Annotated in this window: 12 protein-coding genes; 6 read left to right on the forward strand and 6 right to left on the reverse strand. The window is 33.1% G+C overall.

What is annotated here, in order from left to right; all coding sequences use genetic code 11:
* Positions 1-162 precede the first annotated feature (162 nt).
* On the reverse strand, positions 163-537 hold the full coding sequence (locus ACJJV4_RS14125) for a DUF4982 domain-containing protein (RefSeq protein ID WP_405295542.1): 375 nt from the start codon (positions 535-537) through the stop codon (positions 163-165).
* A gap of 254 nt (positions 538-791) precedes the next feature.
* Between ACJJV4_RS14125 and ACJJV4_RS14130 the strand changes: the two genes are divergently transcribed.
* Positions 792-1,499: a T9SS type A sorting domain-containing protein gene (locus ACJJV4_RS14130; RefSeq protein ID WP_405295544.1), complete on the forward strand. Its 708-nt coding sequence runs from the start codon at positions 792-794 to the stop codon at positions 1,497-1,499.
* 704 nt (positions 1,500-2,203) lie between these two features.
* On the opposite strand, the gene ACJJV4_RS14135 is transcribed toward ACJJV4_RS14130, so the two are convergent.
* From ACJJV4_RS14135 to ACJJV4_RS14145, 3 genes are all read right to left on the reverse strand, one after another.
* The gene (locus ACJJV4_RS14135) at positions 2,204-4,768 is read right to left on the reverse strand and encodes a glycoside hydrolase family 2 TIM barrel-domain containing protein (RefSeq protein ID WP_405295546.1); all 2,565 of its coding nucleotides are present in this window, start codon (positions 4,766-4,768) and stop codon (positions 2,204-2,206) included.
* A 29-nt stretch (positions 4,769-4,797) separates the two neighbouring features.
* On the reverse strand, positions 4,798-5,565 hold the full coding sequence (locus tag ACJJV4_RS14140) for a carbohydrate-binding family 9-like protein (RefSeq protein ID WP_405295549.1): 768 nt from the start codon (positions 5,563-5,565) through the stop codon (positions 4,798-4,800).
* Between the two features lie 89 nt (positions 5,566-5,654).
* On the reverse strand, positions 5,655-6,524 hold the full coding sequence (locus tag ACJJV4_RS14145) for a helix-turn-helix domain-containing protein (protein ID WP_405295551.1): 870 nt from the start codon (positions 6,522-6,524) through the stop codon (positions 5,655-5,657).
* 204 nt (positions 6,525-6,728) lie between these two features.
* Between ACJJV4_RS14145 and ACJJV4_RS14150 the strand changes: the two genes are divergently transcribed.
* The 5 genes from ACJJV4_RS14150 to ACJJV4_RS14170 are packed head-to-tail and all read left to right on the forward strand — an operon-like array spanning position 6,729 to position 15,569.
* Positions 6,729-9,983: a DUF1553 domain-containing protein gene (locus ACJJV4_RS14150; protein WP_405295553.1), complete on the forward strand. Its 3,255-nt coding sequence runs from the start codon at positions 6,729-6,731 to the stop codon at positions 9,981-9,983.
* 31 nt (positions 9,984-10,014) lie between these two features.
* Entirely contained in the window at positions 10,015-11,529 is a 1,515-nt protein-coding gene (locus tag ACJJV4_RS14155) for a DUF1501 domain-containing protein (protein ID WP_405295555.1), read from the forward strand.
* 11 nt (positions 11,530-11,540) lie between these two features.
* Positions 11,541-12,647, forward strand: a complete 1,107-nt coding sequence (locus ACJJV4_RS14160; protein WP_405295557.1) for a twin-arginine translocation signal domain-containing protein — start codon at positions 11,541-11,543, stop codon at positions 12,645-12,647.
* 21 nt (positions 12,648-12,668) lie between these two features.
* Complete coding sequence (locus ACJJV4_RS14165; protein ID WP_405295559.1) at positions 12,669-14,063, forward strand: DUF2231 domain-containing protein; 1,395 nt, start codon at positions 12,669-12,671, stop codon at positions 14,061-14,063.
* 18 nt (positions 14,064-14,081) lie between these two features.
* Positions 14,082-15,569 (forward strand): alpha-L-fucosidase, encoded by a 1,488-nt coding sequence (locus ACJJV4_RS14170; protein WP_405295561.1) that lies wholly within the window; start codon positions 14,082-14,084, stop codon positions 15,567-15,569.
* 6 nt (positions 15,570-15,575) lie between these two features.
* Here the strand turns inward: ACJJV4_RS14170 and ACJJV4_RS14175 are convergent, their stop codons facing one another.
* Both ACJJV4_RS14175 and ACJJV4_RS14180 read right to left on the reverse strand, forming a co-directional pair.
* Positions 15,576-18,890, reverse strand: a complete 3,315-nt coding sequence (locus ACJJV4_RS14175) for a VCBS repeat-containing protein (protein WP_405295564.1) — start codon at positions 18,888-18,890, stop codon at positions 15,576-15,578.
* A 102-nt stretch (positions 18,891-18,992) separates the two neighbouring features.
* Entirely contained in the window at positions 18,993-20,483 is a 1,491-nt protein-coding gene (locus tag ACJJV4_RS14180; protein ID WP_405295566.1) for a PKD domain-containing protein, read from the reverse strand.
* Positions 20,484-20,490: the final 7 nt, after the last annotated feature.

Genomic DNA, 20,490 nt, shown 5'->3' on the forward strand with positions numbered 1-20,490 from the left:
CTTATAATGTGAGACACATCATAGTTGTTAGCGTCTATCGATTTTTCTTCTGAAGCTAAATGTAGTTTGAGTTGCTTTTCTAGCCGTAATTATTTCCGAAGTTATTTCTTTTCCATCTTTAAGGCCTTTTGCAACCAAGTTACCATCGGTAAAAGGAACGCCTCATTTATAAATATGGTCTTCAAAATCTGATAATTTCTTTTTACCTAGAGATTTTTCATTTAAAAAAAATTCTATTTCATCACAGTTTGAATAGATCTCTACGGAAATCATGTCGTCAGTTTTATAGTTCCAATGTTCATTTACATCTTGCCATTCCCATAAAGCATGTTTCCATTTTTCAGGTTTTTTGGCTACAATATTTCCATTAGCGTCTATTTTGTTTAAAGATTTTTCAATGTTTTGTGTCGCTATATGAATATGTGGTTCATTATTCCATAGTGTTTTCATCATATGATAAGACCCTTTTTTCGAACCAGCAGTATTTAATATTCCAGACGGTTGCACACGTACAGGCCATGGATCTTCAAACAGCACTTCATAGTTATCAAAACCTTTAGACCATATAGATTATTATCTGGATACCAAGTAGCTTCACTTTTTGGTTGATAATATTGAAAAGGTTCTCGAATAAATACATGATGACTTGAATGTAAACGCTTAGAAAAGTAAGTGCTCGATTTTTCTCTAAAAAAACATATGTGATAGAGAATAATATATTTTATTATCCTTCATTTATGCATGTTTTGGTTAATTGTACTTAATTATAAATTTTTTTAAAACCATATATTATGAAAAAAATTACTTTATTATTATTAGCATGTTTGTCAACAATTTATGGCTTTGCACAATTTACAAATGTAGTATTACCAGCCCAAGTTAAAACAAGCGCAAATGGGGGAGGAGGTGTCAATACTTATACACTTACATTTGATTACACTTTTGCTGATGAGGCTGATTTGAACACAATGCAATATACTGCTGTTAGAATAAGGCCTATTACAGCCCCAGAAGTAAAAGATCCAGCTGTTGCGAATACAGATTTGACTGTGCCTCTACCTGCTTTTAAAGATTATGTTATAGCTAATGGTTTTACTGGAAGCTATTCTGTAGATTTAAATATGCCAGAAGATGCTGCATTACCGACATCAGCGAGTAGAGATGCTGCAAATCCAGGTTCTGGATATGATACTAGGTTTCAATGGGGTTATGGGGCAGCAAATTTACAATCTACATTTGTAGCAATTGAAGTATTAGATTCTTCTGGAACTTTATCTACAAAAGATTTTAGTAAAGCTAAATTAGAAACAACTTTTTATAGTTCAAATAGCGATGCACTTATTGTAAACGATAAAATTTCTGGGGAATTTACAATCTATAATTTAACAGGTCAATCTGTTTTAAAAGGGGAAATCTCAAATAGAATTGGTGTTGAAACTCTAAATTCAGGTTTGTATATATTATCTACTAAAGATGGAGTATTAAAATTTGTTAAATAAAATTACTTTACTTTACTTTATTTGAAAACCGCTTTTAAAGCGGTTTTTTTGTGTGAAATTTGTTCTACTAATTTTGGTTGGTTGTAGAAATTAATTAGAATACAATGCTGTTTTTGGAAGTTCTCTAAAGTTTGATAGATTTCAAAATCTTCTTTTTTTAACTTTAGTACCTCAAGTATGTATCTTCTATAAGTTTTTTACTTCTTTATCTCTAGTATTAGGGGCTTACTTAGATTAAGTTTTTAACTGATTTAAAGTGATAAAATCTTTATTTTTTTGAGTTTTCATCATATGAAAACCAAATCAAGGTATAGTATTCAAAGTAGCAGAAGCTAAACTTGTTTTTTTATAAAATTTCTTTTGATGACATAAATTTTGTTATAAGTTAACAAGTCCATACACATCTGTTAATCTAAAATATTTTCCTTAATGTTTAAAAGTTAAAAAATAAAAACAATAAAATTAATATTAGAAATGCAGTAACACTTAATATTTTTAAGTAGCCGAAATAAGCAAGAACATATAAGAATTTTGGTTAGTTTTGTTTTAGTTAATATTCAATGCAAAAAAAAATCGTCTAATTAATTTCAGACGATTTTTTAGTTCAATGTATAATCACAATTTTGTCCAATAACGCACTAATATTAGCGATAGATTAGGTCAATCATGTTTTTATAGTTCCACAAATTCAAGAATAAGAATATTTAATTTACTACTATTTTAATTGAGCTTGATGGTAGGCCTTCAGAATGTGCGAAAACTTCAACTTCTCCAGCTTTATCCATTGCTTGTATTATTAATAGAGTTTTGCCATTGTGTGTAGTATTCACATTAGTTTGAAATTTTTCAACACTTTTTTTCCAACCATTATCTACGCCTAATAATTTTGCATTGCCTTTTATTTCATAAGTAATTTTGCGGTTGTCCGTTTTAGTTGGGTTTCCGTTATCATCAGTTAATTGTACAATAATGTGAGACACATCATAGTTGTTAGCATCTATCGATTTTTCTTCTGAAGCTAAATGTATTTGAGTTGCTTTTCTAGCCGTAATTATTTCCGAAGTTATTTCTTTTCCATCTTTAAGGCCTTTTGCAACCAAGTTACCATCGGTAAAACGAACGCCCCATTTATAAATATGGTCTTCAAAATCTGATAATTTCTTTTTGCCTAGAGATTTTTCATTTAAAAACAATTCTATTTCATCACAGTTCGAATAGATTTCTACGGAAATCATGTCGTCAGTTTTATAGTTCCAATGTTCATTTACATCTTGCCATTCCCATAAAGCATGTTTCCATTTTTCAGGGTTTTTGGCTACAATATTTCCATTAGCGTCTATTTTGTTTAAAGATTTTTCAATGTTTTGTGTTGCTATATGAATATGTGGTTCATTATTCCATAGTGTTTTCATCATATGATAAGACCCTTTTTTAAAACCAGCAGTATTTAATATTCCAGACGGTTGCACACGTACAGGCCATGGATCTCTAATCTCTCCCATATAATCAATACCCGTCCATAAAAACGTACCGGAGATATGAGGGCGTTCCATAATAGCTTTCCACTCGTGGTATTGCGCTAAATTTTCGGTTCCCATGATGGGTTTGTCTGGGTAGTTTTTATGACCATAATCGTATAAAACACGTCTGTAGCTATAGCCAATAACATCTAAAGCATCGGCATAACCAGATAAATGGCTGGCAGAGGGTAAAATACAGTTGGCTGTTACGGGGCGAGTTGTGTCTAGTGCTTTGGTCCATTTAGATAGTTTTTGAGCTGTTTCTCCAATATCATATTTTCCTCTCGGTAAGGTTTCTAATTGGTGCTTAATCTCTTCTACAGAATAAGGCGATTCATCCCAAAAATAATTTCCATTCCAGTTCATGTTATTGAAAAATCCTGTTGCAGCGGCGTTTCTTGGGTAAGTCCATTCTATTTCGTTACCAATACTCCATTGAAAAATAGAAGGATGATTTCTGTGACTTAACATAACAGCCTCTAAATCTTTATGAGCCCATTCTTGAAAATGCTCGCCGTAACCACGTGTAATATAATCGGTACTTTTCGATTCGTTTTGGTTAAAACGTTTGTCTTTAGGATTATCCCATTCATCAAAAAATTCATCTTGAACTAAAAAGCCCATTTCATCACAAAGTTCTAAAAATTCTGTTGATGCTGGATTGTGAGAAATTCTAATAGCATTGCATCCACCGTCTTTTAAAATTTGTAGTCTACGTTTCCAAACACCTTTTGGAACGGCTGTACCAACTAGACCAGCATCATGGTGTAAGCAAACACCTTTAATTTTCATGTTCTTTCCATTTAAAAAGAAGCCTTTATTTGTGTCGAATTTTATAGTTCTAATACCGAAGTCGGTTTCGTAAGTATTAATATTTTGATCTTCTTTTACAATAGTAGTAATGGCTTTGTAAAGGTTTGGAGTTTCGATATCCCATAAATCAGGATTGGTTATTTCAATACTTTGGGTCACTTCTTTTAAGCTGTTTCCTTTAAGGCTTAAATTACTTGTTGTAGAGGCTACTTCTGTATTGTTTTGATCAATAATACTAGTTTTTACTACGATGCTTTCTTCAGAAGTAAAGTCGTTTTTTACTGAAATTATAATTTGCGCTATTGCTTTTTCAGTTGATACTTCTGGAGTTGTAATAAAGGTGCCCCAAACCGGAACATGTATTTTATTAGCGGTAATAAGTTGTACATTTCTATAGATACCTGCGCCTGTGTACCAGCGACTATCGGCATATCTTGTGTGATCGATTTTTACCGTTAGCACGTTGTCTTTGCCGTTTTTATTTAAATACGAACTTAAATTAAAATAAAAGGGAGAATATCCATAAGGATGAAAGCCTAGTTTTTTTCCGTTAATCCAAACTTCCGAATTATTGTAAACACCATCGAAAAGTACATAGGTTACTTCGTTTTCATTAAAAGCTTTATCAAAAGTTTTTCTGTAATATCCATAACCTTTACTTGCTAAATATCCGGTTGCTTTAGCATCGTAAGTTAGTATAGAATCGAATTCGCTTTCTACAGCCCAATCGTGAGGTAAATTTAAGGTTCTCCAATTTTTATCATCAAATTCTATATTGCTAACCTGAGAAAGACTGTCATTAGCTAGTTTAAACTTCCAATTTAAATTAAAATTGGTATCGCTCACGGTGCTAATTTTAGTGTTGGCTGGCTTGCAATTAAATACAGCTATACTTATTATTAAATATAAAATGCTTTTTAAATTTTTTGTATTCATTGTTTAGTTTTATTTGGATTTAGTGATTTTTATTTGAATTCTAACAAACCAAACATAGTTGGTTGATGGACATCCTTTTCTGCGAAATTTTCAATTTTAAAATTAGTTGAGGTCGTTCTATCTTCGGTGTCGAGTTTGTTTCGGTCTTGACGAACAACTAAATAGGACCAATTTGTTCCTTCGGCAATCGGATGAAATTCATTCATTCTGTTAAAGCTTTTTAATGGAATTGAAAACTCCATAGACCATCCTTTATCGATATCCGAATTATTATTAACCGTTCCGTTAATATCAACTTCAATCTCTATTTCTGGATTGAATGATTTTATGGCAGTATCCTTACCGTTATAAATATTATTCAGAAACACAATATCATTTATCGCTTTATTAGCATTTACTTCAAAGCAAAAATGCATGTTTAAAGGCTCGGGAGCAGGAATCAAGAAGAACTCAACGCAATCATCGAGAAACGGAAGGCCATCTCTTTTTGTCTCTTTAGCATTTATGTATTGGTCTTCACATTGAAAAAACAGGTACAAATTTTTATCATCCCAAAGCATTCTAAACGCCGTTTTTTGTGTCTCACTTGCTTTTTTGTAATTATAGAAATTTGGTAGGCTACAAATAGCGCTTTTTTTCCAAATGGCTTCATTCATTTTGCCATCAATAATTATTTTTTCTGTTGTTTTTAAAACAGAAAAACTTACAGGTTTTGAGGTTTTGGTTGTTGCTTTTTTACAACTAAACAGGAGTAAACCTAATAACACAAATACTAAGCTAGTCTTAAAATTTTTCATGTGTTAAAAGTATAGTTGTTAAATAGATTGATGCGCAATAAATGGGTTGTTTTATAGCACATTTGATTAATAGAATAAAATAGTATAGTTTATATCGTGACTTGTTCTTTTCTAAAAGCTGCAGGTGTTTTTTTTGTGTGTTTTTTAAATGTTCTAGAAAAGTATGCTAAATTTTCAAAACCTACTTTTTGAGCAATTTCTTTAAGGGAGCTAGAGGTTGTTAATAGTAATAATTGAGCACGCTCTATTCTTTTTATCTGTATGTATTTATTTGGCCGAATACCATGTGTTTTGTAGAAAAGTTTAGAAAAGTAATCGTTGCTATAATGGCATTTATTGGCCAGCTCGTCTATAGTTATGGGAGCATGTAGATTTTCGTTAATATAGTTTTGTATATTATGTATGGCTTTATTTGGCGAACCAAGCCCTTTATTTAGTTTGTGGTTTGTTATAAATTTTGATAATAATGTGGTTAATATACCTTGGGTTTCCAGCAGTTCTTTGGTGTTTAAAGTATTATTTTGCTTGATAAAGTCTTGCAGGGTAGGGCGGTTATCGTAAGTTTTAGGATTGCTGTTTTTTATTTTTCTGTTTTTATTTAACTCTAATAGTCTTTCAAAATAATATAAGCAATGTTGATCTGCTTCAATTTCATACACAAAATCTTTGATACTATAAATAGATAGTCCGTTGTTAATATCTTCTAAAAAACTAATATAGTATTGTTCGTGGTAGTCGTCACAGGTATATCGAGCATAGGTGTAGCTTGGTACGATATATATGTGATTTGGTTTTAAGTCGAAAACTTGATTGTTGTGATAAACTTTTGCAGCGCCTTTTGTGATATAATACATTCTAGTAAACGGACTTATTACATTATCAAAATCCCATAAAGCATTTAGTTTGGCGTAACCCGTATTAAGCAGTGTTAATCTTAACGATTGTAAAATTTCTAACATTTAGTATCAATTTAATTACGGATTTTTTAACAAACCACACTTTATCAAAATTACGTCAATTCATTGATAAAACAGCAAGTGGGAACAAGGTTTTACACTTGATAAAAACTCGACATAACGGAAATGTGTATTTTTAAGGCTGATTTATGCAGTTTTATGGCTGTCTAAAAATATATCTTTGAGAAATCAACTAACTATAATTTTATGTTCAGAGGTATGAGTTTTTACACCCTAATTCTAGGGGTGTTGTTTGTGTTTTCATGTGGTGGACCCGATTTGCCAGAAGCTGTTTATGTAGCTTATAAAGAGCTGCCTAAAAATATAGATTTTAATCAACATGTAAAACCAATTTTGTCGGATAAATGTTATTTATGCCATGGACCAGATGCAGGAAATATTAAAGGCGGATTACAATTACATACTGCAGAAGTTGCTTATGCCGATTTACCAGAATCACCAGGTAAAGTTGCTATTAAACCGGGAAACTTAGAAAAAAGTGAATTTTTTCAGCGTATTATTACAGAGGATCCAGATTTAATTATGCCAGAGCCAGGATCTCATCTTACCTTAACAAATTATGAAAAAGCCATCCTTATTAAATGGATTGAAGATGGTGCTGAATATAAAGATCATTGGGCATTTTTAAAACCAGAAAAACCTGAAATTCCACAGGTAAAGCAAACTAGTTTTATCTCAAACACCATAGATAATTTTATTGTTAAGCAATTGGAGAATTTGAATTTATCACCATCTGAAAAAGCTGATAAAGAAATTTTATTACGTCGTGCTTCGTTTGATTTAACAGGTTTACCTCCAACTTTAGCAGAATTAGATGCCTTTGTTAAAGATACGTCGCCAAATGCTTTTGAAAAACAAGTAGACCGTCTTTTAGCATCTCCTCATTATGGAGAGCACATGACTTTGGATTGGATGGATCTTTCTCGTTATGCCGATACGCATGGCTATAGTAATGATAGATATCGCGATACGTCGCCTTGGAGAGATTGGGTTATTGAAGCCTTTAATAAAAACATGCCTTATAATGAGTTTGTAACTTGGCAGCTAGCAGGAGATATGTTCGAAAATGCTACCCGAGAGCAAAAATTGGCAACTACCTTTAATAGGTTACATCCTCAAAATTTAGAAGGTGGTATTATTGATGAAGAGTTTAGGTCGGAATATGTAGCCGATAGAACCGCAACAGTAAGTCAAGGTTTATTAGGCTTATCGTATGCATGTGCAAAATGCCATGACCATAAATACGACCCGATTTCCCAGAAAAACTATTACGAAATGTACAGTTTTTTTAATAATGTAGATGAGACTGGATTAATTCCGTGGGATTTAGCAACACCAGTTCCCGCCATGATGCTTCCCACTAAGGAACAAGAAGAAGTCTTGGCGTATTTAGAAACGTTGGTAAGCGATTCTGAAGAAAAGGTAAAAGCAACAACAAATAACGAAAAGCTTAAGGCAGATAAATGGATTGCTAGTAATCAATTCAAAAAGTTGCATTCACAAGCCAAACCAGATGGATTGGTTGCAGCCTTCAATTTTGAGAATGAAAAGCTAATTAATTTAGCCGGAGGTAATGGGAAAAATAAAATAAGAATGCGTCAACAATTTGTTGATAATGAAAAAGTGATTCTTAAAGAAGGTGCTCATGGAAAAGGCCTTTTTATGAATGGAGATACTTGGTTAGATTTAGATAACATTGGTATTTTCCAAAGAAGTCAACCTTTTAGTATTGGTATACAAGTTTTTATTCCGAAAGATTTAGAAACGGGTGTTATTTTTCATAAAATGAATAGTCCGGAGTTACATAGTTTTAGAGGCTATCATTTAAAAATAAAAGATAATAAAATAGAAGCTTTATTAGCGCATGTATATCCTGATAATGCTATTGTGGTAGAGAGTTTAATTGATGTTCCAAAAGAAAAATGGGTACAACTAACCATGACTTATGATGGGTCTAGTAAAGCAAATGGTGTATCCATATATATGGAAGGCGAAAAAATACAAACTAAAACACATTTTGATAACCTATATAAAGATATTGTTTTTCATGGTTTAAGATTATATGGTAAAAGTAGTCCGCGTCTAGAGCCTGGGTTGAGAATAGGAGCTGTTTGGAGAGGTAAAGGTATTAAAGATGCCACTGTTGATGATTTAATGGTTTTCAATAAAGAACTAACTGAAATTGAAGTGTTGCAAATAGCAAATCCTGATGGTTTAGATAAAATTAAGAAGAAGCAATTTTCCGATTTAGATGAAACGGAAAAAGAAAAATTAGAAAAATATTATTTAGCTACCAATTCAGAAGCTTATAAAACGGCTCTTAAAAAATTAGAAAATAACAGATTAGTTTTAGCGGATAGTATAGATCCCATAAAGCAAATTATGGTGATGAAAGAAAGTAAGCATAATAGGCAAGCTTATATTCTCGATAGAGGAAATTACGATTCTCCTACAGATAGTGTTTTTCCAAATGCACCAGAAGATATTTTTCCAATGACGGAAGATATGCCGAAGAATAGATTGGGGCTTGCTAAATGGATTACCCATAAAGATAACCCGTTAACAGCAAGAGTAACGGTAAACAGATATTGGCAAAATATTTTTGGCAGAGGACTTGTAAAAACATCTGAAGATTTTGGTAATCAAGGCGAGTTGCCTAGCCATCCAGCATTGTTAGATTGGTTAGCAATTCAATTTGTAGAATCTGGTTGGGATGTTAAAGCTTTGCATAAAACCATAATGATGTCTAGCACTTATCAACAAAGCTCTGTTATTAGTGAAGAGCTTTTAGCTCTAGATGGAGAGAATAAATGGTTGGCGCGAGGTCCTTCGACACGATTGTCTGGAGAAATGTTAAGAGATAATGCCTTGTACGCATCTGGGTTGTTAAATACTACAATTGGAGGTGAAAGTGTAAGGCCATATCAGCCAGCGGGCTTATGGAAGGTTAATGGAGATACTTATGTGCAAGATGGGGAAGAGGGTTTATACCGCAGAAGTATGTACACCATATGGAAACGTACAGTTCCAAACCCAACAATATCAATTTTTGATGCACCTACAAGAGATTTGTGCTCAACACGCAGGCAAAAAACAAATACACCGCTTCAAGCTTTGGTTATTTTAAACGATCCCACATATATTGAAGCTTCTAGAGTTTTAGGAAAACAAATTACAGAGGCGGAAGATTTAAAAGTAGGAATATCTAATACTTTTAAGAAACTAACAGGGCGTAAAATTACTATTGAAGAATTAGACTTATTGGCTAATTTACAGAAAGAAGAATTTAAAAAATTTGATAGAAATCTAGAAAAAGCCAAAGGATGGCTTCAAACAGGTGCTTTTAAAATTTCTGAAACAGACAACAAAGCACTTATTGCTGCAAATGCGGTTGTAGCAAGTACCATTATGAATGCTGATGCTAGTATAACTAAACGATAAACTGCCAAACTCTAAATAAAGAAAAGACATTATGTGTAACGATCACCACAATAAACTAACATCTAACAATAGAGATTTACAAAAAATTGAACGGCAAATAGACCGAAGACATTTTTTAAAGAAAACCTCTTTGGGGTTAGGGGCTTTAGCTCTTAGTAGCTTACTTGGTGCCGAAAAAATGTTCGGTGCTACGGGAAACAAAACAACCGAAGATATTATTCTCGATAATTATAATAAAAATAGACTTGGGTTACCGCACCACTTACCAAAAGCAAAGCGCATTATTTACTTATTCCAAAGTGGCGGGCCATCTCAAATGGACTTATTCGATTACAAGCCAAAACTGGTAGATATGTTTGGTAAAGAATTGCCCGATTCTATTATTGGTGGACAACGATTAACTGGTATGAGTGGGAGTCAAAGCACCTTACCAATTGCGCCGTCTACTTTCAATTTTAAACAATATGGAGAATCTAAAGCGTGGGTGAGTGATGCCATGCCTTATTTATCTGAAGTTGTAGACGATTTATGTTTTATGAAGGGTATGCAAACCGATCAAATTAATCATACCCCAGCCATAACTTTTATGCAAACCGGAAATCAATTACCTGGTAGACCTTCTATAGGTTCTTGGTTAAGCTATGGTTTAGGTTCCGATAATGAAAACCTTCCAACGTTTATAACACTTGTCTCTAAAAATGGAAAAGGACAACCGCTTAAGGCAAGTTTATGGGGCAATGGTTTTTTACCAACAGAGCATCAAGGTGTTCAGTTTAGATCGGGTAAAGATCCTGTATTGTATTTAAGTGATCCTGAAAATTATGATGGTAACGATAGAAGGCATATGTTGGATTATTTAGGAGGTTTAAATGATATTCAAAATGATGCTTATGGCGATCCTGAAATTCAAGCCAGAATGTCTCAGTACGAAATGGCTTTTAAAATGCAAACCTCGGTACCGGAAGTTGCAGATTTGTCTGATGAGCCAGATCATATTTTTGAAATGTATGGTAAAGATAGTCGAGATCCAGGAACCTATGCCGCTAATTGTTTAATGGCTAGAAAATTACTTGAAAAAGGAGTGAAATTTGTTCAACTATATCATCAAGGATGGGATCAACATAACAATTGTCCCGGAGGATTAAAAAATCAATGTAAAAAAACAGATCAAGGTACAGCAGCTTTAATAAAAGATTTAAAACAACGCGGTATGCTAGATGATACGCTTGTTATTTGGGGAGGGGAATTTGGTAGAACGGTTTACTCACAAGGTCAATTAACAAAGAAAAACCACGGAAGAGATCATCACCCAAAAGCATTTACCATGTGGATGGCTGGTGCTGGTGTGAAACCTGGTTTTACTTATGGCGAAACAGATGATTTTAGTTACAATGTAATAAAAGATCCTTTACATGTGCACGATTTTCATGCCACATTAATGCATTTAGTTGGTGTAGATCATGAGCGTTTAACATTTAAACATCAAGGACGTCGATATCGATTAACAGATGTTCATGGTCATGTTGTAAAAGATTTATTAACCTAATCCTAAAAGTTATGTCATCAAGAAGAAATTTTATAAAAAAAACAGGATTAGCTGGAGCAGCTTTAACGGCTATGCCTTCATTTGGATTTCATATTATGAGAAAACCAAAAGGTAAAGAAGTTATTTTAGGTCATGGCGATTATCAATATAAATTAATAAAAGATTGGGCTAAAATGAGTTCGATTGAAACGCCTTTGCTTAACTGTCATGAAATGCAAATGGATAGTAAAGGGCGATTGGTAATGATTGGCGATCATCCTAAAAATAATGTTATCATTTTCGATAAATCCGGGAATGTTATCGATTCATGGGGAACGGCTTATCCGGGCGGACACGGTTTAACTATTTCAGATGAAGGCGGAGAAGAGTTTTTGTTTCTCGCCGATTCAGGATGGTTTCTAAACAAACAAGGCGGCTGGACAAAACACAACGGTCGTATTACAAAAACGACTATGGATGGACGTGTTGTTTTCGATATTGGACACCCAATTACTATAGGTATTTATAAGCCAGGTGAGTCTTTTTGTCCTACAGAAACAGCTATTGGACCTAATGGCGATATTTATGTAGCCGATGGTTATGGTATGAGTAGAATTATTCAATACGATTATAATGGTCGTTATATAAGGCATTGGGGCGGAAGTGATAATCCTGATAAAAATTATCAGATAATGAGCGCTCATGGCGTTGCAATAGATTACAGAGAAAAGGGAAACCCTATGGTGGTGGTAACTTCTAGAAATCAGGCTAGCTTTAAATGGTTTACGCTAGATGGTAAATACATTAAAACATTGCACCTGCCAAACATGCAAGTATGCAGACCGGTGTTTGATGATACTAATTTATACGCTGGTGTTTGTTGGTCTCAGCCAGAAGTAGGAAAAACAGACTGGACACAACCCACAGGGTTTGTTACTATTTTAGAAGGTGATAAGGTGGTGTCAAATCCAGGGGCAACAGCACCGATTTATGTAAACGGTGAACTTCAAAAATCGTATCAATTAACCGATAGACCTATTTCTCATGGTCATGATGTTTGTGTTGATAATGATAAAAATTTATATATCTGTCAGTGGAGAGCAGATAAAACACCTCCTTTAAAATTAGAACGCATTTAGAAAATATAAAGAAAAAAATATATGGATAATAGTGTTCCAGATTTTGTGTTGTTTTTAGGTAGATTTCATCCGCTTGTAGTGCATTTGCCCATCGGTTTTTTATTTTTTGCCTTTGTACTGGAAGTTTTCAGCCGATGGAAAAAAAATCCAGTATTAACTTCAGGTATTCCATTAGCATTGCTTTTAGGTGGAATAAGTGGTGCAGTCGCTTGTGTTTTGGGTTATATGCTATCTTTAAGTGGTGATTATGAAGCAGACGCTTTAGATACGCACTTTTGGTTTGGTATAGCAACTACAGCTATTGCTTTTTTAGCATGGTTAATTCGAATAGAAAAAATAAAAATAGCCCCAATAAATAGATTGCAACCTAATATTTCGGCGCTTACTTTATTAGTTATTTTATTGAGTGTTACGGGACATTATGGTGGTAACCTCACACATGGTAGTGATTATTTAGTAAAATATTTACCTTTTGGAAAAGACGATAAAACAGAACTTGTAGCCGTAACAAAAATAGAAGAAGCTCAGGTTTTTAGTCATTTAGTAGACCCCATTTTGGATAACAAATGTGCTAGCTGTCATAATGAAAGTAAGAAAAAAGGAAGTTTATCTTTTCACGATTCTACAGCGATTTTAAAAGGTGGAAAAAATGGAAAAATACTAGTTTCTGGTAATGCTTTGGAATCGGAAATGATTAAGCGCGTGCTTTTAGAACCACATCATGATGATTTTATGCCTCCTGAAGGCAAAACGCCTTTAACGGAAGAGGAGATTGCCATATTAACCTATTGGATTGATAATGCTAAAGGGAATTTTGAAACTAAAGTTGCTAATGTAGAAACACCTGAAGATATTTCGAATATTGCAAGCGGTATGTTAGGGCTTTCTGGTTCAGAGGCTAAAGCTTCCAGTATAGCGTTGCCAACCGTAACCAAATTAACAAATGAACAAATTATAGAAATAGAAAAAGAAGGTTTTACTTTAAAAGAACTTGTTTTCGATTCCGGCTTGTATGAAGTTGTGTTGCCGCCTAATACTATCTCTAAAAGTAATGAAAAAGCTATTTTAAGTAAACTTGAAAAGCTGCTAATTATAAAAGAAAATATTATTTGGTTATCTTTAGAAGCAAATCAATTAACAGATGAAAGTTTGAACTTAGTTGGTCAGTTCTCCAATATTCAAAAACTAAAATTAAATAATAATCCGTTGTCAGATACTGCTATGGCTTCATTAGTTAATTTAAAAAGCATGACGAGTCTTAATTTGTATGGTACTAAAATTACCTCTAAAAGTTTAGAGATTTTATCTCCATTGGATAATTTAAAGCATCTATATGTTTGGCAAACAAAAATTAATCAAGAGGATATAGATAATTATACATCAAACGATTATACCGAAGTTATTTTAGGATTATAATAAGTAAAAGCAACATATATGTTTAAAAATATTTTAATAAAAGCGACTGTTTTTTTATTGATACTATCATGTTCTTCTAATAAAAAATCAAAAGAAATAAATGTAGAAACTTCAAAATATACGGCAGATTGGGAGTCGTTGCAACAATATGAGGTTCCTGAATGGTACAAAGATTTAAAATTTGGTATTTATTTCCATTGGGGCCCATATTCTGTACCTGCATATAAAAATGAGTGGTATTCTATGTGGATGTACAAAGAAGGGCACGATATAAATAAGCATCATAAGGAAACCTATGGGAACTTGGATACTTTTGGATACAAGGATTTTATACCTATGTTTAAAGCTGAAAAATTTGATGCTAATGTTTGGGCCGATTTATTTGTAAAAGCGGGAGCGCAATTTGCAGGGCCAATAGCAGAACATGCCGATGGTTTTGCCATGTGGGATAGTGATTTGACGCAATGGAATGCTAAAGAAATGGGGCCAAAAATTGATGTTGTTGGCGAAATGGAAAAAGCAATAAAGGCTAGAGGTTTAAAATTTATAACCACTTACCATCGCCATTGGTTATATTCATGGTATCCTACTTGGGATGAAAATACGGATGCATCTAATCCGCTTTACGAAGGACTTTATGGACCAAAAGTTCCGGAGGGCACTTTTGTTATGGCAAACAAACCAACAAATCCTTTACCGGATGATAAATTTAATCAAGAATGGTTGGATAGATTAACAGAATTAACAATTAAATATGATCCGGATATTGTTTGGTTTGATAATAAAATGGATATTATAGGTGAAGACTATAGAAAACAGTTTCTAGCTAATTTTTATAACCAAGGTCTTGCGAAAGGTAAAGATGTTGTGGTTACTTATAAGTTTACAGATTTAGCAGTGGGATCTGCTGTTTTAGATTTAGAACGCTCTAGAATGAGTGAAAAGAAAGACTTCACTTGGTTAACAGATGATTCTATAGATTGGAATGCTTGGTGTAATATTCAAAATCCTGCATATAAATCGACCAATAGGCTTATCGATTTTTTAGTAGATGTTGTTAGTAAAAACGGAGCAGTTCTATTAAATATCACACCTACAGCAGAAGGTGTGATTCCTGAAGAAGTGGAAAAGCGATTGCTACAAATGGGTGAATGGCTAAACGTTAATGGCGAGGCTATCTACGGAACTCGACCATGGAAAATATATGGTGAAGGACCTGCGGAAGTAATTGAAGGTCATTTAAGCGAGCATAAAAATAAAGACAATACAGCAAAAGATATTCGGTTTACAACAAAAGAACAAACTTTATATGCAACTGTTTTAGACTGGTCTACGGAACCTATTCACATTAAATCATTATCTAATAAAGATCAAACTATTAAGAGTATTGAACTTTTAGGTAGTGATGAAACCATCAATTGGGAACAAACTAATACAGAATTGATCATCCAGCCATCAAAAGTTAGAAATGGTGATTATGCTTTTGTATACAAAATAGAATTCTAAATCTATTTATTGATTAACAAAAACTCTTAGTTTTTCGTTGTTAATAGCACTCAGAATACCTGTTTTATTGCCTAATTTTATTTTCTGAATATCTTTTACATTTGAAGGAAGGAAAAAGCCGCTTTTTAAATAGTTAACTGCTTTAAAATCTCCTTTGTCATTTCCTAAAAACAATTGTCCAATTGATGCATCTGCTCTTGTTGTTTCTACTTCAACTTCAAACTTATTTCCTGCAATTAAAATATCAAGAATATTATCATCATTAAAATCATCAACGACAATGCCGTTTATAACCGAAAATTGAGCTTCTACCGGCAGTCTTTTAATATTTAATGTACCATTGTTGTTTTCAAGAATAATACTCTCAAAAAGTTGCACTTCGTGTTTTAAAGCCTCATTAACATTAGGTAAAATATCTTGTATATCTGCTTTTGCAAATTCTTGATAGGTTTTAAATTTTTTACTTATTTGTGGTAATTGTTGAGACGAACATTGTTTACCACGAACAGGTACTTGTCTGTTTTTATAATGTTGTGTTAGAAAAATATCATTGGTGCCGTTACTGTCAAAATCATTGGCATATACAATAAAGGGTTTTTCGGCACTTGCCTTAAATTTATAGTTTAAACCTAGGTTACCTAATATAAAATCTGTGTCTCCATCTTTATCAATATCGGTAGCAACAATTTTGTTCCACCAACCATTGGTGTCATTTAATTTAAAAGATTCTGTTGCGTTTATAAACTGTTGGCCTTTCTTTTTTAAAATAGTAATTGGCATCCATTCGCCAACAAGTATTAGTTCTTTAGTGGAGTCTCCATCAATATCATTCCAAGTGGCCGAAGTTACCATGCCGATATTTGATAGGGTAGGAGCTATTTTTTGAGTAACATCTTCAAACGTTCCATTATTGTTTTCTAATAAAAAGCTCTTAGGAGCACTTGGGTATTTATTAGGAATTAATCTTCCGCCAATAAACAAATCAAAATCGCCATCTTCATCAAAATCTATAGGTAATACACAAGAGCCACTTTCAGTTAGGTCGGGTAATTTATTTGAGTTTTTAAAATTCCCTTTACCATCATTTAAGTATAACCTATCTTGGTAATTGGAGGAGTTATAATTAAATTCATTACCTCCACTTACTACGTACAAATCTAAGTTAGAATCTCCGTCGGAATCAAAAAATAAAGCGCCAACATCTTCATGTTTAGCATCTGATAAAAAGGAAGTTTGGTTTTTTTGATAAAATTTACCGTTAGCATTCTGAATATATATTTGGCCTGCTTGATTTCCAGCACCACCTACGAAAAAATCTTCTAAGCCATCATTATTTATATCTGAAACAGCAATGCAAGGACCATTTTGTGATAGTTTATGTGGTAATAATATTTGGTTTTCAAAATCGTCATAACTATTTTCCTTGTGCTTAAATGGTGTTTTAAATTTTGTACTGGTTACATCTTCAAAAATGGTTTTAATAGGTGTTTTAATAGCGCTATTTTTTTGAGCGTTTTTATAATTAATTTGTAATAACTGATTAGTTTTTACATTTTGTAAAATTGTCTCTTTGCCATCTGGCCAAGCAATTTTTATTTCATCTATAGTGGCTGTTTTACCTAACCCAAAATGATTTATTGGTTCTACGGATGAAAGATAGCCTCTAACAGTTTTAAAGTCATGATATTGAATTTTATCATCATATTTTAATGTGATTTTCGCTCCTAGCCCAGTTGGATTCTTAGCTGGTCCAATCAATTTAATTTTTAAATAATTATTATCTTTTTTTTCTGAAGTGTTTTTGTAAATAAAAGCAGTTCCATCGATATTATTTACAATAATATCCAAATCGCCATCATTATCTAAATCTCCAACAGCGGCACCATTAGAAAAACTATCTTGTTCTAAACCCCAAGCTTTGGTTTTTTTAGTAAAGGTTAAGTCGCCATTGTTTTTATAGATATAATTTGGTCTTTTGTTTTCTTGAAACATGTTTACAATATATGCGGCATTTTCTTGGTTGGATTTTTTACGTGCCTCCATACTTTGCATATATGTACTGATTTTCTTGTTGGTGTCTTTATCCCAAATGTCTCTTTTAAAACCATTGGTAATGAAAAGGTCGTTATAGCCATCGTTATCAAAATCGCTTCCAAGGCATGACCAGCTCCAATCTGTTTTGTCAACCCCAGCGTAAGCACTAATATCGCTAAACATACCATTTCCTCTATTTAAATGAAGCATATTATGCATGTATTGATAATGAAAACCATTTGAAGTCATGTCTGAAAACAACTTGGTATTCATGGATGCCATTGTGGTTTTGGAGCGTTCGTAATCTTCAGGTAGCATTTCTAATTGCATTATATCTTCAAAGCCATCGTTGTTAAAATCTACAACATCAACTCCCATAGCATAGAAAGCTATGTGATTAAATCTATTGGTTAAATCATCTTTAAACGTGTTATTACCTTGATTGATGTATGCATAATCTCGTTCTACATAATCATTGGAAACGTAAATGTCTGTTTTTCCATCATTATTTAAGTCTGTTGTTGCTAAACCTAAGCCATAACCAAAATTATTTTTTATTCCTGCCTTAATCCCTATTTCTTCATATTTACCATTTGTATTGATATAAAGTTTGTCTCTAAATAAATCATTTTTTTTCTTTTTACCTTTTAAAACCTGCTCGTAATTTAAGAAAAACCGATCTGGCCTATTGGTAAGGTACATGTCTAAATCGTTATCGTTGTCTGCATCAAAAAAAGATGCCATTAAAGAGTAACCTTCATCATTTAACCCATAAGCTTCGGCTTCTTCTTTAAACGTTAAATCGCCTTTATTTATATAAAGTAAATTACTTCTATCTTCGTTTTTATCACGAAAACCACCTCGGCAAACATAAATATCTTGTAACCCATCACCATTTACATCGACCATAACCACACCATTATGCCAACCTTTATCTTTACCAACATTTGCATTTTCTGTAATATCCTCAAACTGGAAATTACCCTTGTTTAAATACAATTTGTTTTCTACTTCGTTACCAACAAAATAAATATCAGATAATCCATCATTATTAATATCGCCAACGGCAACACCGGCTCCGTTGTATACATAATTGAAAAACTCATAAAAATGCTCGAAATTCTCTTCAATGTCATTACTAAAAGTTATTCCGCTATTTTGTGCAGCTACTAACTCAAACAATGTTGAGTCATTTTCTTCTTTTAGTACATCTTCTTTGGTAACATCTTTTTTACATGTAAAGAATGATAGACAACCAAATATTAAAGTTACAAACTTGTATTTCATAATTTAAATGGTGTTTAATTTAGATGAAAGATAAATAAAAAAAACTGCCTGAAAAATTACTTTTTCAGACAGTTTTTTATCTATGCTTATATGAAAATTTTATTAAGGTCGTGCTTCATCAGACTCAATTACTATATCGTCAACATAGAAATCTGCATAGGCAGCCCAAGCTGATGCTATGTTAAATTTCCCAGCGTGTGCTGCTAGTGCTGTAAATTTAAGTTCTGATTCAATCCATCTGTCCACACTATTTGGGTCTGCTGACATAGAATTAAAGGCAAGTTGATTTGCTCCTCCTTGGTTATTAAAACGGAATAAAATATTAGGAGTACCTGCTGTCATATAACGTTTAAATTTTATAACATAATTTCTGCCTGCTACTAAATTAACTTCAGTAGCTGCCGTTTCGGCAATAGCATTACCTTGTGTGGTACCTCCATTTCTATTTAAAGCTAAGTTGATTACTTTACCTGAAGGAACTACACCAGTTGGTGTACCTGTTGGAGGGTCTGCTATAAGAACCTCTGAAATCCCATCTATAGTGGCGTTTTGAAGTAATTTAATCCAATCAGTATCTAATGCTTCATCAAATCCCCCTTCAGAAAGTAAATATTGTTCTACAAACGGTTCTACAGCTAAGTCTGTAAAAGTTTCTGGAGATCTCGTATCTATCGCTACAATGTTACTTCCTGGTAATAAGGATACAGTAATAACATCGTCTTGATAAATTGGATCTTGCAACTTAATGTTTAACTTACTTGTAACATTTGCATCAACAGATAAGCTTTCAACAGCAAAATCAACACCATTTACTTTAACCTCAACGAAAGCTTCTTGACCTATTACCGGTTCAAAATCTCCATTAAAGGAGATACTTATTGTTTCGTCTTCTAATTCTACAGCAGAACTCGGTACAAAAGGAACAGGCTCTACTACGGTAATATATCCTTCAACGGTTTTCGTAGATTCACTTAACGGCGATTGTCTGTGTGCAGATAAAGTTACTTTGTAAGTTCCTAGTGTATTGTATGTTACCGTAGGGTTTTCGGCTGTTGATGTTGCTGGAGTACCTCCTTCAAATGTCCATTCGATAACATCTTGATCTCTTGCATCTTCCCAAGCCGATTTTAAATCTTTTACTCCACTTGCAAATGTAGCTCTTCCACCAACTACAATTTCTTGGTTGTTAACAGTGAAGTCAGCACTAACTTCCTTGTAAACACCTACTAGAAACTTGCCTCTTTCAACGGTTCCATCATCATGTGTAACTTCCAATGTGGTAAGGTATGATGGCAATTGGTTTTCAGCATTTAATGACTGTCCGCTTCCTATTGGATAAGTCACATCCACAGTTTCTAAATCTGAAGTAGCAATACTACCTTCTTCAAAAGTCCATAATCTGCTCATTACATTTAGAGATGAATCAACATATGTAATGGCATCTCCTTCAGTAATAGTTCTTGTTACTGCAGTTGCTTTAAAAGAAACAGGTCTAATACCATCTCTGACGTCTCCATCTTCTTCACAGCTTGTAAAAAATCCGCAAATGGATATAAAAAATATCCAAAATGTATAATATATTTTATTTTTCATATTTAAT

Origin of the sequence: Algibacter sp. Ld11 (genome assembly GCF_045066735.1) — a bacterium.
In the GTDB taxonomy this organism is placed as follows: Bacteria; Bacteroidota; Bacteroidia; order Flavobacteriales; family Flavobacteriaceae; genus Algibacter.